This window comes from Halosimplex rarum (assembly GCF_047715405.1).
In the GTDB taxonomy this organism is placed as follows: Archaea; Halobacteriota; Halobacteria; order Halobacteriales; family Haloarculaceae; genus Halosimplex; species Halosimplex rarum.
On sequence record NZ_CP180412.1, the window covers coordinates 437,283 to 451,151 of the forward strand.

At 67.8% G+C, this 13,869-nt stretch carries 12 protein-coding genes; 4 read left to right on the forward strand and 8 right to left on the reverse strand.

Translation table 11 applies throughout. The annotated features are described in order from the left end of the window. Positions 1-2 precede the first annotated feature (2 nt). On the reverse strand, positions 3-410 hold the full coding sequence (locus tag ACMGFH_RS02095) for an NADH-quinone oxidoreductase subunit A (protein WP_415381118.1): 408 nt from the start codon (positions 408-410) through the stop codon (positions 3-5). A 191-nt stretch (positions 411-601) separates the two neighbouring features. Here ACMGFH_RS02095 and ACMGFH_RS02100 point away from each other — a divergent pair, with 191 nt between their 5' ends. After that, the gene (locus tag ACMGFH_RS02100; protein WP_415381119.1) at positions 602-1,438 is read left to right on the forward strand and encodes a class I SAM-dependent methyltransferase; all 837 of its coding nucleotides are present in this window, start codon (positions 602-604) and stop codon (positions 1,436-1,438) included. Positions 1,439-1,456: 18 nt separating this feature from the next. Here the strand turns inward: ACMGFH_RS02100 and ACMGFH_RS02105 are convergent, their stop codons facing one another. The 3 genes from ACMGFH_RS02105 to ACMGFH_RS02115 form a co-directional block, all read right to left on the reverse strand. Then, positions 1,457-2,107, reverse strand: a complete 651-nt coding sequence (locus tag ACMGFH_RS02105; protein ID WP_415381120.1) for an AIR carboxylase family protein — start codon at positions 2,105-2,107, stop codon at positions 1,457-1,459. Positions 2,108-2,215: 108 nt separating this feature from the next. Then, positions 2,216-3,427: a 5-(carboxyamino)imidazole ribonucleotide synthase gene (locus tag ACMGFH_RS02110; protein WP_415381121.1), complete on the reverse strand. Its 1,212-nt coding sequence runs from the start codon at positions 3,425-3,427 to the stop codon at positions 2,216-2,218. A gap of 10 nt (positions 3,428-3,437) precedes the next feature. Further along, the gene (locus ACMGFH_RS02115) at positions 3,438-5,228 is read right to left on the reverse strand and encodes a flippase activity-associated protein Agl23 (RefSeq protein ID WP_415381122.1); all 1,791 of its coding nucleotides are present in this window, start codon (positions 5,226-5,228) and stop codon (positions 3,438-3,440) included. A gap of 218 nt (positions 5,229-5,446) precedes the next feature. Between ACMGFH_RS02115 and ribH the strand changes: the two genes are divergently transcribed. Both ribH and ACMGFH_RS02125 read left to right on the forward strand, forming a co-directional pair. Further along, positions 5,447-5,857 (forward strand): 6,7-dimethyl-8-ribityllumazine synthase, encoded by a 411-nt coding sequence (gene ribH, locus ACMGFH_RS02120; RefSeq protein ID WP_415381123.1) that lies wholly within the window; start codon positions 5,447-5,449, stop codon positions 5,855-5,857. Positions 5,858-5,887: 30 nt separating this feature from the next. Continuing rightward, on the forward strand, positions 5,888-7,039 hold the full coding sequence (locus ACMGFH_RS02125; RefSeq protein ID WP_415381124.1) for a pyridoxal phosphate-dependent aminotransferase: 1,152 nt from the start codon (positions 5,888-5,890) through the stop codon (positions 7,037-7,039). Between the two features lie 388 nt (positions 7,040-7,427). Here the strand turns inward: ACMGFH_RS02125 and ACMGFH_RS02130 are convergent, their stop codons facing one another. The 3 genes from ACMGFH_RS02130 to ACMGFH_RS02140 form a co-directional block, all read right to left on the reverse strand. Beyond that, entirely contained in the window at positions 7,428-8,165 is a 738-nt protein-coding gene (locus ACMGFH_RS02130) for a hypothetical protein (RefSeq protein WP_415381125.1), read from the reverse strand. Positions 8,166-8,300: 135 nt separating this feature from the next. Next, entirely contained in the window at positions 8,301-8,786 is a 486-nt protein-coding gene (locus ACMGFH_RS02135) for an adenylyltransferase/cytidyltransferase family protein (RefSeq protein ID WP_415381126.1), read from the reverse strand. Continuing rightward, positions 8,783-9,334, reverse strand: coding sequence for a Mov34/MPN/PAD-1 family protein (locus tag ACMGFH_RS02140; RefSeq protein ID WP_415381127.1), 552 nt, complete (start codon positions 9,332-9,334; stop codon positions 8,783-8,785). Before ACMGFH_RS02140 ends, ACMGFH_RS02135 begins: the two co-directional genes overlap by 4 nt. An 854-nt stretch (positions 9,335-10,188) precedes the next feature. Here ACMGFH_RS02140 and ACMGFH_RS02145 point away from each other — a divergent pair. Then, positions 10,189-12,099, forward strand: coding sequence for a DHH family phosphoesterase (locus ACMGFH_RS02145; RefSeq protein WP_415381128.1), 1,911 nt, complete (start codon positions 10,189-10,191; stop codon positions 12,097-12,099). A 73-nt stretch (positions 12,100-12,172) separates the two neighbouring features. On the opposite strand, the gene ACMGFH_RS02150 is transcribed toward ACMGFH_RS02145, so the two are convergent. Continuing rightward, complete coding sequence (locus tag ACMGFH_RS02150; protein ID WP_415381129.1) at positions 12,173-13,846, reverse strand: phospholipase D-like domain-containing protein; 1,674 nt, start codon at positions 13,844-13,846, stop codon at positions 12,173-12,175. Between the last annotated feature and the right edge of the window lie 23 nt (positions 13,847-13,869).

Here is a 13,869-nt window from a genome sequence, read left to right on the forward strand (position 1 = left end):
GATTACTGTTCGACCCGCTGTGCTTGAGCCCGCGGGCTGCGGACCCACTTGACCGCGCCGTTACGCCACGCCCAGCCGAGGCCGATGACGAGGACACCGATGAACACGAGCATCGGGACCAGCGCTTCGGCGAGCCCGACGTTCGCGACCGCGTCCTGGTAGATGACCGTCCACGGGAAGATCAGGACGGTCTCGATGTCGAAGACGACGAACAGCAGCGCGACCATGTAGTACTGAATGTTGAACTTGATGCGCGTGTCGCCAGTCGGGACCTCGCCGCTCTCGTAGACGGCGCGTTTCCCCTGTTCGGGCACGCTCGGTCGCAACAGCGCTGACACCGCCATCATACTGAGCGGGATGACCAGCGCCACCAGTGCGAGCGCCCCGATGGCTATCCATGGGTTACTCATGACTCTCTATCGTTCGACGGTTTGGGGTCGGGCCATATAAGGGTTGATTGTTGTCCTCGGCGCCTCTCGGCCTGTGAAATCCGGCCAACGGGTAATCCGTGTCTACCCGAATCCATTCGACTCCGACTGGCGGCCCGTGCCGGTCGTCTCGGGAGACGCGCAAGTCGTCCGGGTGTCAGACCGGCACGTTCATGCGACGCCAGCCGCTCGTGACGTATCCGAGCGCCAGCATGCCCTCCGAGAATCCCTTCACGAGCACGGAGTCGTACTACGCGGAGCACCGACCGCAGTACGGCGAGCGGCCGATAGCTCACATCGTCGACCGGTTCGACCTCGGCGAACGGTCCCGAGCCCTCGATCTCGGCTGCGGCGCCGGACAGATCGCCGTCCCGCTCGCCGCGCACGCGGGCCGCGTCGTCGGGATGGACCCCAACGAACGAATGATCGAAGAAGCGCGCGAGCGGGCCCGCACCGCCGACGCATCGAACGTCGAGTGGCTGGTTGGTTCCGACGCCGACCTCCGCGGAGCGGTCGGCGGGGAAGTGGCCCCGCTGACGGTGACGACGATGGGCCGGTCGTTCCACTGGATGGACCGGGGACCGACGCTCGATCGGATCCGCGAACTAACTGAACCCGGCGGCGGCGTCGCCGTCTTCGGCGACACGGAGTGGCTGACGAGCGGGCGTCGCGCGTGGCAGGACGAGGTATACGAGACCGCTCGCGAGTACCTCGACGAACTGCCCGAACGGACTGGTCCACGGATCGAACCGTACGAGGACCCCTACGACGAGATGCTGGCCGACCACGGGTTCGTGGACGTCGAAGAAGCGGCGTTCGAGCGGACCCGCGAGTGGACCGTCGACGGGGTCGTCGGCTACGTCTTCTCCCTGTCGTTCTGCTCGCCCGCGACGTTCGGCGAGGAAGCCGACGCCTTCGAGGCCGAACTGCGCGAGCGACTCGAAGCACTGGGCGGCCCCTTCGAACAGGACGACGAGGTGCGCGTGATTTCGGGACGAAAACCGACGTGACCGCTGGGGACCGCGTGACTACTCGTCCCAGTACTCGTCCTTGAACCCAGGTGTCCCGAGTTCGTGCAGGTCCCGCGAGACGTCGCCCACGTCCTCTTGAAGTCCCTGGTGATACTCGACCAGTCGCTCGCGGATCTCGGAGTGCTGACGCGAGAGGACCTGTGCGGCGGTGAGCGCGGCGTTGAACGACTTGCCGGCGTCGACAGCCGTGATGGGCGCGCCCTGGGGCATCCCGATGACCGAGTCGACGGACTTCTCCTGAACGGGGACGCCGATGACCGGGAGCGGATAGGCGATGGAGGCGGTCATGTTCGGCAAGTCGGCGGACTTCCCGCCCGCGCCGGCGATGATCACGTCGATCCCGCGCGCCTCGGCCGTCTCGGCGTAGGCGTACATGAGATCCGGCGTCCGGTGAGCCGAGACGACGAACGTCTCGAACGTGAATCGGCTCTCCGGGGCGTCCTCGTAGTCGGTCTGTTCCTCGAAGCCGAGTTCGTCGGCGAGCGCGGCGTACGCGCCGGGCCGCTTGCCCTGCCCGCCGGCCATCGTCGGCAGGTCGGAGTCCGACCCCATGACGATGCCCACGTCCGGCGTCTCCTCGTTCGGCAGGTCCATCTCGGCCTGCTCGCGCAACTGGTCGATTATCGACTGGACGGAATCGGCGGTCATGCGCGAGGGTGCGCACGGGGAGACCGTAAGCGTGTGCGGTTCGGGCTGAGCGTCTGCAGTTCGGGCCAAGCGAGTCCGGTTCTGGCTAAGCGAACGCCCTTCGGGCGACTACCTGAAGGAGAGTCCGTCCCGCAACTCCCGCACGTCCGCGAGGACCCTGTCGGTCCGTTCGTCGCGCTTCCCGACCAGCGTCACGTGGCCCATCTTCCGCAGCGGGTACACCTCGCGCTTGCCGTACCAGTGGAGGTGCGCGCGCGGCGCCTCGAAGACCTCGTCCTCGCCGGAGAGTGTCGCGTTCTGTCGCTCGTCCACGTCGCCCAGGATGTTCGCGGACACCGTCGGGGCGCGCCGGTCGGTCGTCCCCAGCGGTCGGCCCGTCACCGCGCGGACGTGCTGTTCGAACTGCGAGGTGTGACACCCCTCGATGGTCCAGTGGCCGGAGTTGTGCGGCCGCGGCGCGATCTCGTTGAGGAGTATCTCGCCGTCGGAGCTCTCGAACAGCTCGATCCCGTAGACGCCGCGCCCCTCCATCACGTCGAGGACGTCGAGCGCGACCTTACGGGCGCGCTCGCGGACGGACTCCTCGGCCCGGGCCGGCGAGACGGTCTCGCGGAGGATCTCCTCCTCGTGGATCGTCTCGGTGACCGGGAACGTGTCGCGCTGTTGGCTCCCCTCGTCGTGCAGCGCGCTCCCCAGACAGCCCATTACGGCGAGTTCGCGCTCGAACTCGACCATCTCCTCGACCATGGCGACGCCCGAGGGGTCCTCTTGGCTCCCGCCCTGTGCGGCGTCGACGATTTCCGCGAACGCCTCCTCGACCTCGTCGGGCGATTCGACGGGAACGTTCCCGCGGCCGTCGTAGCCGCCCTTGCGGGCTTTGAGCATCGCGGGATAGCCCAGGTCGTCCAGCGCCTCGCGCAGTTCGTCGGCGGAGTTCACCTCGCGGAACTCGGGGACGGGCACGCCGGCCTCGGCGAGTCGGCGCTTCTGGACGAGTTTGTCCTCGATGATCCGCAGCGTCTCGGGCTTCGGGTGGACCGGCGTGTCCGTCTCCTCGGCGACCCGGTCGAGTAGGTCGGGGTCGGCGAGTTCGATCTCGAAAGTGAGGACGTCCGCGCGTTCGCCGAGTTCTCGAATCGTCTCGTAGTCGTCGAAGTCACCGACGACCTGGTCGCGGGCGACCGGCGCGGCCGGCGCGTCCGGGGTCGGGTCGCTGACGACGACCTCGACGCCGAGCGGCGCGGCGGCCTCGGCGAGCATGCGGCCGAGCTGGCCGCCGCCGACGACGCCGAGGGTGGGCGGGGGCGAGGAGAGTATCATTGCCGCCGGGTTACCCACCGGGCGGAATAAGCGTGTCTGTCTGCGACGAGCGAGGCGGGCGCTCACCCCCGGAGGTGGTGTTCGCCAGGTCCTCGCGGACGAAAAAGTGCGTCAGCGTGTCTCGGTCCCGCAGCAACGCCGTCCGCGCCTCGTAGTCCGAGAGCGCCCCGGAGACCCGAGACTCGTCGACAGGTCGAGCGACGACGAGCGGCGGGCGCTCCCGTTCGACGGTTCGGGCCAGCGCGTCGGCCGAGTCGACGCAGGTCGCCGTCGCGTCCGCGCGCTCGAAGTACCACGGGAGCGGGAGAACCTGCTGCCACGACGCGCAGGCGGGCCGTCGAGGACCGGACGATCCGGGCGCCTGGACGAAGTAGTCGCCGTACAGCACCACGTCTGTCCCCTCGTGGTCGGACGCGGCGGCGTCTAGCTGTCGCATCACCGGCTGGACGTCCGGCGCCGGCTGGGCGTACTGGACGAGTTCGTTGTCCTCGGTGTGGTCGGTCCGGTAGACGCTCCCGACGCTCGCCACCGCGACCTGTGCGGTGATGATGAGAACGATCAGGACCGCGAGCCCGGTGCTCACGCGGTCACCGTCGGCGCGGGCCTCCCGGCCCCAGCGGACGAATAGACCGAGCCCTACCGCCGCGGGTATCGCCAGCGGAACGGCGGCGTGGATAGCCGCCCACGGCGCCTTGATGTCCGTCGCGATCGGGTACCCGAGGACCGAGACGGCTCCCCAGTAGAAGGCGATCGAGACCAGATCCGAGGGGCCGTCGGGCCGGTACCGGTCGGCCACGAACCCGACGACTGCGAGGACACAGACCGCGAGCGCGCCGTGACGCAGCGTCGCGACGAAGTGCGCCAGATACGGGAGGTACGGGTGACGCTGATGCGCGCCGCCCACCCAGGTTCCCCACAGCGCCTCGGCGGATCCGGCGGTCGCCTCGCGGAGGACGGCCGGCAGGAGCGCCGGGTCTCGCAGTGCCGTCCCCAGTCCCGGTCCCAGCGTGGTCTGGCCACGCGGCGCGTAGAAGAACGCGACGACCGCGAGGAACCCGAGCGTCCCCAGGACGAGTGCGTCGACGTGACGCCAGCCGATCCCGATTGCGCGTCGGCCGTGGGAACGGGCGACCGCCGTCCAGTTTCCTCCGCGGTCGGCCGCCCGGAGCAGGCGGTGATCGAGCAGGAGCACCGCGCCCCCGACCCAGCACAGCAGGTAGAGCAGGGCGTTCTCCTTGACCGTGAACCCGAGGGCGACGAAGCCGACGCCCGCGTAGAAGTATCGCCGCCGGCCGGTGTCGACGGTCCGGACGAACAGCGCGAACGCGGTGACCATGAACACCGCGACCAGCGGATCGCCGCGCATGAACCGCGAGTAGTACAGGAAAACGGGTGTGAACGCCCACAGGGCCGCGAGCGCGACGACTTCGACGTCGCGGAGTCGGTCGCGCAAGAGAAGCGCGACCAGCGGAAACAGCGCGGTGACGGCGGCGACGGCGGCGCGCATCGCGAAGTCGGTCGGACCGAGGACGCCGAAGACGACCTCGTTGACGTGCTGGAAGAACGGACCGTGGATCATCGGCCGGTACCGGAAGTCACCGGTCGCCGCGTAGTCGACGACCCAGTAGGCGACGCGACCCTCGTCGAAGTGCGCGGTCCGCGCACCGAGGCGGAAGAATCTGGCCCCGAACGCGGCGACGACGACCGTGAGGACGGCCAGTCGGACACGATCCGAACCGTCACTGTCGCGGAAGGCGGTCACAGTCGCGCGCAGTCGAGCCCGTCCGTCGGAGGCTGCCATCACCGCCGACCACGCCCGCACCCCAAAGAGCCATACCGGTTGGAAAAGCAACCGTTTGATCCACCGAAAGAACTGGACGGGGTCGTTCTCGGGCGGAGCCGCCGTCGGTACTCGATCGGGAGTTGTCGAGGGTCTTCGGGTGCGGTCGTCCGCGGGCGAGTTGCCGCCGACGCCGCGGGTTCGGTAGTTCTTTTACCCGCGCTGGCTTGGCCGCAGATATGGCACAGCTCGGTCTGGTGGTCGCCCAGTTCGACAAGGAGGGGACGGTCATCGACGGGATGGAGGCCGCGGCGCGCGACGCGGCGGCCGAGCGCGACGCCGATATCGTCGCGACCGTCGAGGTGCCCGGCTCCTACGACACGCCGCTGGCCGCCGACCGGTTGGCCCGCCGCCAGGACGTCGACGCCGTCGCCGTCCTCGGCGCCATCGTCGAAGGCGACACCGACCACGACGAGGTCATCGCCGACGCCGCCGCGCAGGGGTTGACCGACGTCAGCCTCGACCGGGACACCCCGGTCACATTCGGGATCATCGGCCCCGGGATGAGCACGGCCGAGGCGAAAGCGCGCACCGACTACGGGGCGACCGTCGTCGACAGCGCCCTCGACCTCGTCGAAGAATTGCCCTGACACCGCACCAGCGCAGCACACAACACACTCATGGACTTCGCAGCACGCGTCGACCGGATCGAACCGAGCGCCACAGTCGCGATAAGCAACAAGGCCTCCGAACTGGAGGCCGAGGGAGTCGACGTCGTCGACCTCTCCGTCGGCGACATCGTCGACTTCGACACCCCCGAGAACGTCAAGCAGGCCGCTAAAGACGCCCTCGACGCCGGCCACACCGGCTACACGCCCTCGAACGGCATCCCCCAGCTCAAGTCGGCGGTCGTCGACAAGCTCCACGCCGACGGCCTCGACCAGTACGGGACCGACAATATCGTCGTCACGCCCGGCGGCAAGCAGGGCCTGTTCGAGGTCTTCCAGACCCTCATCGACGACGGCGACGAGGTCGCCCTGCTCGACCCCGCGTGGGTCTCCTACGAGGCGATGGTGAAACTCTCCGATGGGTCCCTGAAGCGCGTCGACACCGCGCAGTACGACTTCGCGCTCGAACCCGCGCTCGACGACCTCGCCGAGGCCGTCTCCGACGACACGGAGATCCTCGTCGTCAACTCGCCGGGCAACCCCCACGGCGCCGTCTACTCCGACGAGGCCCTGGAGGGCGTCCGCGACATCGCCGTCGAGCACGACATCACCGTGATCTCCGACGAGATCTACAAGGAGATCACCTACGACGGCGTCGAGCCGACGAGCATCGGCTCGCTGGAGGGCATGGAAGACCGCACTATCACGCTCAACGGCTTCTCGAAGGCCTACGCGATGACCGGCTGGCGGCTGGGCTACTACGCCGCCCCCGAGGAACTGGTCGACCAGTCCGGCAAGATCCACGGCCACTCCGTGACCTGCGCCGTCAACTTCGTCCAGCACGCGGGCATCGAAGCCCTCGAAAACACCGACGAGGCCGTCGAGGAGATGCGCTCGGCCTTCGAGGACCGCCGCGACATGCTCGTCGACCTGTTCGCCGAGCACGGCAAGGAGGTCCCGACGCCCGAGGGCGCGTTCTACCTGATGCTCCCCGTCGCCGACGACGACGTCGCCTGGGCCGAGGAAGCCATCGAGACGGCCCACGTCGCGACTGTGCCGGGCAGCGCGTTCGGCACCCCCGGCTGGGTCCGTCTCGCCTACGCCAACAGCGAGGACCGCCTCCGCGAGGGCGTCGAGCGCCTCGCCGAGCACGACCTGCTGTAAGCTGGCCCGTCCGTTCTCGGCCGATTTTCTGCAGTCCTCTCGTTCCGAGTGGCGCGTGCCGTCGAGCGTGTTATCGCGAGACGGTCCGCGCGAGGGATGAGCATCACAGCGAACGCAGTGAGCGAGAAGCGCAATCGGTTGGGGAGGTGTGAGGCGCGGTGCTGTGCGGTGGCCGTCCTGGTGGACTGAAAGGGCGAGGTCAGGTCGCGCGGTCTGCGCGGGCCCTATCCGAGGGAGCGCTAGCGACCGAGGATATCCCGCACAGACCGCGCGAGCGGGCCGAGGGCTTTCGTCGTTTGTTGTCAGTGATGGTCGAAGTAACTGCTAGCGAGCGGGCCGAGGGCTTTCGCCGAAGAATGGGGCGTCCGCTACCCGCAGCCGGTCTCGCTCAGACGATCCCGATCGCGTTGTGTCGCTTGTACGCGAAGTAGCCGAAGTAGAACACGCCCGGGATCACGAGGATCGTCGAGAGCAGGGCGATGAGGAAGTGATTCACCGGGTTGGGACGCCAGTCGCTGTTGAGTCGGACGTACACGGAGTCCTTGTAGATCCCGATGACGAACAGCGGGAGGGCGATGAGGGCGATGCCGAGCGTCAGCGGGTTGACGACGGAGCCGGCGACGGCGACGATGCCGACGGCGGCCCCGACGAGCGCGGCGTACCACCACGTCTCCGAGCCCACCCAGTCGATGACGTACTCGTGGCGCTTGTAGAGGTAGTGCAACACGGCGATGCCGCTGACGAAGAAGCCGAGGATCAGGTACAGGACCGGTTCGGGCTCCCAGTCGAGGTCCTGGTCCGCGACCTTCTTCGCGTCGAGATAGAGGCACAGCGGGATACCGACGATCGACAGCAGCCCGATGACGATCGCGAGGAGCCAGACGATCGCGATCCCGCCCGCTAACGCCAGGAATCCGGTACCACCCGTCTCGGCCCCGGTCGCGCTCGCGGCGGTCCCCGCGCCTGCTCCCGCGGCGGTCCCCGTCGGACTCGAACCGAGACTCATCAGGCCGACGACGAGGATCCCCAGCCCGAACAGCACCGAGAGGATCATCGGCACCAGCATGAACAGTTCCAACCCCCGATACGACCACGACGGCACGTCTTCCACCGTAACCCGTTCCATACCCTCCCGAGGCGTACCGGTGTGATTTAAAGATTGGTGATTTGACAGCAGAACGCAGAGCCCGTTCGCCGCAGTAACGCCGGCTGGACGGCAGATTCGGGGACGGTCTCACGCGCACCGGTGGGCCGGTATCGATCAGTCGCGCTCGTCGAGGATTCGGTCGATGATCTGGCCCGAGGAGAGGAGACTCCCGTCGTAATCAGGTTCGTACGCAGTCGCGCGGCGCACTTCGCAGTCGACGCCGCGGTCGGCGAGCGCGGACCGGATGCCGTCGGCGTCGTGGTGCTGGTCGTAGCCCAGCGCGATGACGCTCGGGTCGAGTTCCTCGATGGGGACGAAGATGTCCTCGGGGTGGCCGAGTCGCGCTTCGTCGACCGGGTCGAGGCCGGCGACCATCTCCCGGCGCTGCGGGCCCGGCACCACCGGCGGCGCTTTGTGCGTCACGTTCGCCGAGCGGGCGACGATGACGACCAGTCGATCGCCCATCGCCTTCGCGTCCCGCAGGTAGTGGAGGTGGCCCGGGTGCAGGATGTCGAAGGTCCCCTGTGCGACGACGACCTCCGCGGGCTCCGCGCTCTCTGGCCGGTCGTCGCCGGGGTCGGCGCCTCGCCCTTTCGTCATCGGTTGCCCCACTCCTCGTCATCCGGTTCGGACCGGAAATCGGTCGGATCCGCGCCGTAGCCGGTCTCCTCGGCGAGTTCGGCGTCGATGTCTTCCTGCGTGAAGTCGAAGAACTCGTCTTCGGGCAGGTCGATGTCCAGCACTGGCAGGTCGACGGGGTTGCCCTCGCGGTCGAACGCCTGCCAGTCGGTCTTCCCGTAGGGTGCGCCGATGATGATGTGGACCTTTCCCTTGCCGAAGGTCTGGAGGTCCTCGTCGCTGGGGCGGAGGACGCCGTTGGGGTGGGAGTGGATCGACCCGGCGGCCCGCGAGTCGTTGGGGATCATGCTGGTCTTCACGGTGGCGCTGACCGGGTTCGATTCGGTGCCGGGGATGACGAGCACGTCCGTGAGGACGGTCCCCTCGTAGTCGAGGTCGAACTTGCGTGCGTCCTCGCCGCGCAGAAAGCCCATGTACTCGTCCGGGTGGGCGTCCTCCGAGGCCTCCAGCGCGAACTCCAGCGCCGCCTCGGCGATGCCGACCACCTCGCCCGAGCGGAACAGTCCCATGTCCCCTTCTCCGGTAGCCCGCGTAACAAGGCTTTCCAAACCATCTTTTTCCCTGTGGGGTTTCCTCGGCGCGCGCGTAGCGCGCCTGCGGGAACCCCACCGGCAAAAACATGGGTGAAAAAGGCCGAGCGCTCGCTTCGCTCGCGCTCGGTTGAACCGCGCGCCGACGGCGCGCGGACGTTAACTGCAATATAGGGCGTCACAGAACAGTTCACAGGGTGATCGATTTCAGGTCCCAGGGGGATGAACAACCTGCTCAGTATACGTGCAAACTGAACGGATTCCACGAATCGGTCAGTGGCGTCAGCTCTACTTATTCAACCCTTTCAAAATCACCGTTCCTGAGACTACTGAAACGAGCAGGAAGACGAGCGGTGACTTCCACGCGGGTTCCCCAAGTCCCCCCATGCACAAGATCTTCCGCTCTCCCACATCGGTGCAACCTGGTAAAAACACATTCAAGATCCACAACGAAAGGACCGCTATAATGACGGAGCAACCTAGCGTTAGTAGCCACCTGAGAAGCCGATTATCCATGGTTGCGATTCCACCCCCACCCTAATGTAATTTCCAACTGTCACCTACCATCAAACAGGCCAGAGAGGGTAATTGATACAAATAATCAGTATCACAACAAGCACCGTCGGTTGGTAACTTTACCACCTGTACTGAGCATCCGCGCGAGCGGAGCGAGCGCGGTTCGCCGGACGCGAGGGAGCGAAGCGACCGAGTCGTCCGGTTTTTTCACCCATGTTTTTGGCTCGGGGGTCGCCTGCGGCGACCCCCGAGCGAAAAAGATGGTGGCCAAAGACTTTCCGAAGGTTAAACTGCCGGCGGGGCGGTATCGAGTACAAATGACTCCTGTACCTGACGCCGGGGATTCCGGCGTCGCGGTCCCCGATGGCGGGACCACCGTCTACGACCTCGACGCGAACTGTGACTTCGAGCACGTCTCCGAAGGTGACCTCTACCTCGCCGAAGTGAACGGCGTCGTCGAGTACGGCGTCTTCGTCGACGTCTCCGACGACGTCTCCGGGCTCGTCCACGCTTCGAACCTCGTCGGCACCTACGAGGTCGGCGACGAACTCGTCGTCCAGCTCGAAGAGGTCCGCGAGAACGGCGACCTGGCGTTCAACGAGGTCAGCCTCGACGACTACGAAGTCGAATCGATCTCCCGAGAGAGTCACGCCGTCGCCGACCTCGGCGACGTCGTCGGCGAATCGGTCACGCTGGAGGGCGTCGTCGTCCAGATCAAACAGACCGGCGGCCCGACCGTCTTCCAGGTGCGCGACGCGACCGGAATCGCGCCTTGCACCGCCTTCGAGGACGCGGGCGTCCGCGCCTACGAGGACGTCGAACTCGACGACGTCGTCAGCATCGAGGGCTACGTCGAGACGCGCGAGGGCGCCATCCAGGTCGAGATCGACGACCTCCAGATTCTGGACGGCGACGACGCGGCGACCGTCCGCGCGGCGCAGGACGAGCAGCTCGACGAACTCGCCGCGCCCCACGATCCCGACCCGCTCGTGGAGTGGGAGGCCTTCGAGAAGCTCCGCGACGACCTGCAGGCGGTCGCGCGACGCCTCCGCCGCGAGATACTGGAGGGGCGCCCCATCCGAATGCGCCACCACGCCGACGGCGACGGCATCTGCGCGAGCGTCCCGATGCAGGTCGCGCTGGAGCGGTTCATCGAGGACACCTACGAGGATCCCGACGCCGCCCAGCACCTCCTCAAGCGCCTGCCGAGCAAGGCGCCGTACTACGAGATGGAGGACGTCACTCGCGACCTCAACTTCGCGCTGGAGGACCGGAAACGGCACGGCCAGCGCCTCCCGCTCCTGCTCATGCTCGACAACGGGTCGACAGAGGAGGACACGCCCGCCTACCGGAATCTCGCCCACTACGACGTCCCCATCGTCGTCGTCGATCACCACCACCCCGATCCCGACGCCGTCGAGGGGCTGCTCGACGAGCACGTCAACCCCTATCTCCACGACGAGGACTACCGGATCACGACGGGGATGATGTGCGTCGAGCTCGCGCGGATGATCGACCCCGGCGTCACCGACGACCTGCGCCACGTCCCGGCCGTCGCCGGCCTCTCGGACCGCTCGGAGGCCGACGCGATGGACGACTACCTCGCCCTCGCCCGCGAGGAGGGGTACGACGAGTCCGAACTCCGCGACGTCGGCGAGGCGCTGGACTACGCGACCTTCTGGCTGCGCTACGACGACGGCGGCCAGCTCATCACCGACGCGCTCAACGTCGACTGCGACGACGAGGCGCGCCACCGCGAACTCGTCGACTTCCTCGCCACCCGCGCCGAGCGCGACGTGGAACGCCAGCTCGACGCCGCCATGCCCCACGTCGACCACGAACGCCTCGACAACGACGCCCATCTCTACCGGATCGACGTCGAGAACCACGCCCATCGGTTCACCTACCCCGCACCGGGGAAGACGACCGGCAAGATCCACGACTCGAAGGTCGCCGAGACCGGCGACCCCGTCATCACCATCGGCTACGGCCCGGACTTCGCCGTGCTCCGCTCGGACGGCGTCCGCCTCGACATCCCGAACATGGTCGAGGAGCTGAAAGACGAGGTCGACGGCGGCGGCGTCAGCGGCGGCGGCCACCTCGTCGTCGGCTCGATCAAGTTCGTCCGCGGCATGCGCGAGACGGTCATCGACGCGCTCGTCGAGAAGATGGCCGACGCCGAGATCGACGAGGCGCTCGGCAGCTCCGCCGCGTTCGCGGAAGACTGACGGAGACGCTCCGGTACTGGTTGTTCGTCCCGCTCTCTCGTCGTTTCGGTGGCTCCCATCCGACAGTCGCAGGTCATCGATCCGGCCCGATCCCTACGTCCGGACCGAAGTCGATGCGGCGGACGACCAGTAGCGCGAGCACGAGACAGCCGGCGACACCGGCGACGATACCGACCGGGAGCGGCCGCCCGGCGTCCCCGCCCCAGTCGGATTCGAACGCGTCCCGGTAGTACGCTCCCACCGCCTCGCCTTCCAGCGCGAGGACGACCTCGCGATTCTGCCGGATCGACTCGCCGTTCCAGTTGAGGCTCCCCAGGAGCACCTCGTCCCCGTCGACGACGACTCCCTTCGCGTGAATCTTCTCGTAGTCGCCGCCGGGTTCGGCCAGTTTCGCCGAGAGCGGCAGGTCCTCGCGGTCGGCCACCCCTCGAAGGTGTTCGACGAGCCGCCGGTTCTCTTCCTCGACGTACCAGGCGCTGCTGAGCAGGACGCGCACGTCGACTCCGCGGCGGGCCGCGCGAACCGTCGCGCGGAGGAACCGCTGGTCGGGCCCGTCGATCGACATCTGGATCACGTCGATGGACTCGTCGGCGTCGTCGAGCGCCGCAGTGACCTCCGAACCGGCGTTGTCTGGCGTGACGAGGAGCCGCGTCCGGTTGACGGGGACCGTCTCGGGCGAACGCTGACTCGGATAGGAGCCGTTCGCGACGCCCGAAGTCCCGAAGGAGCGTCCGCGGCGGACCTCTGTCCACGGACGGGCGCCCCGCCAGTCAGCGTCGGCGCGGAACGTCTCGGCGAGCCCGCCGACGATTTCGGACTGGGAGACGACGGCGCCCCACCCTCTGCTCGCGTGGCCGCCCGTGCCCGCCGGCTTCCAGTTCTCCGTCAGGACGACGGCCCTGTCGTCGGCGACGGCGTACTTCGGATGGTGATAGGCGTATCGACCGTGGGGGCCGCCGAGGAGTTCGACGGTCACGCCGGCCTCCGTCAGCGAATCGAGCAGGCGCGCCTGCCGGCGAGTGATACCGTCGACCGGTTGGCCCTCGAGGAGGACGTGCACGTCGACGCCGCGGTCGGCGGCGCGTTCGAGCGTCTCCGCGGTCCGTTCGGACGTGAAGGTGTACCCGGCGAGCAGGATTCGCCGGTCGGCGTCGCGGACGACCTCTAGCGGAACGTCGGGCGCGTCGGGGAGCGTGAACGCCCGCGCTTTACCACCGGTAGCGGTGACGACCGACCGGTTCGTCCGCCCGAGCGGTCGCCACGTGAGAGCGCCGCGGTCGTCGAAGCGACCGATCTCTCCCTCCGGCGCGTCGCGGTATCTCGCGGACGTGACAGTCGTGTTGCCGCGAATCAGCCGGAGCCGGTCGCCGCCGTTCGCGAGCGCGACGGATCCGTCCGCGTCGACGACCCGATAGTCCGTGCGGTTCCGAACTACCGTCGGTGCGGTCGTGACCGCGACGCGACCCCCCACCGTCGCGTTCGGGAACGAGAGCGTACCGTCGGCGTCCGTGAGTTCGTATCGGCCGATATCGGTCCCGTTCGGGAACGCGAGGACGACGAACTCCCCGCGGTCGCCGTCGGCCACGGGGTTCGGGTAGACCGCGGTGATGGCGGGCTGGAACGGCTGGGCGGCGTCTGTCCGGCCGTCTACCGCCACGTCGGTCGACTCGGTCGTCGCCCCAACGGCTGGACCCGCGACTCCGCCGACGAGCAGGCAGACCGCGGCGAACCACGCCACTCTGGACACGGGACTGGCTGGTCCCGCTCTCG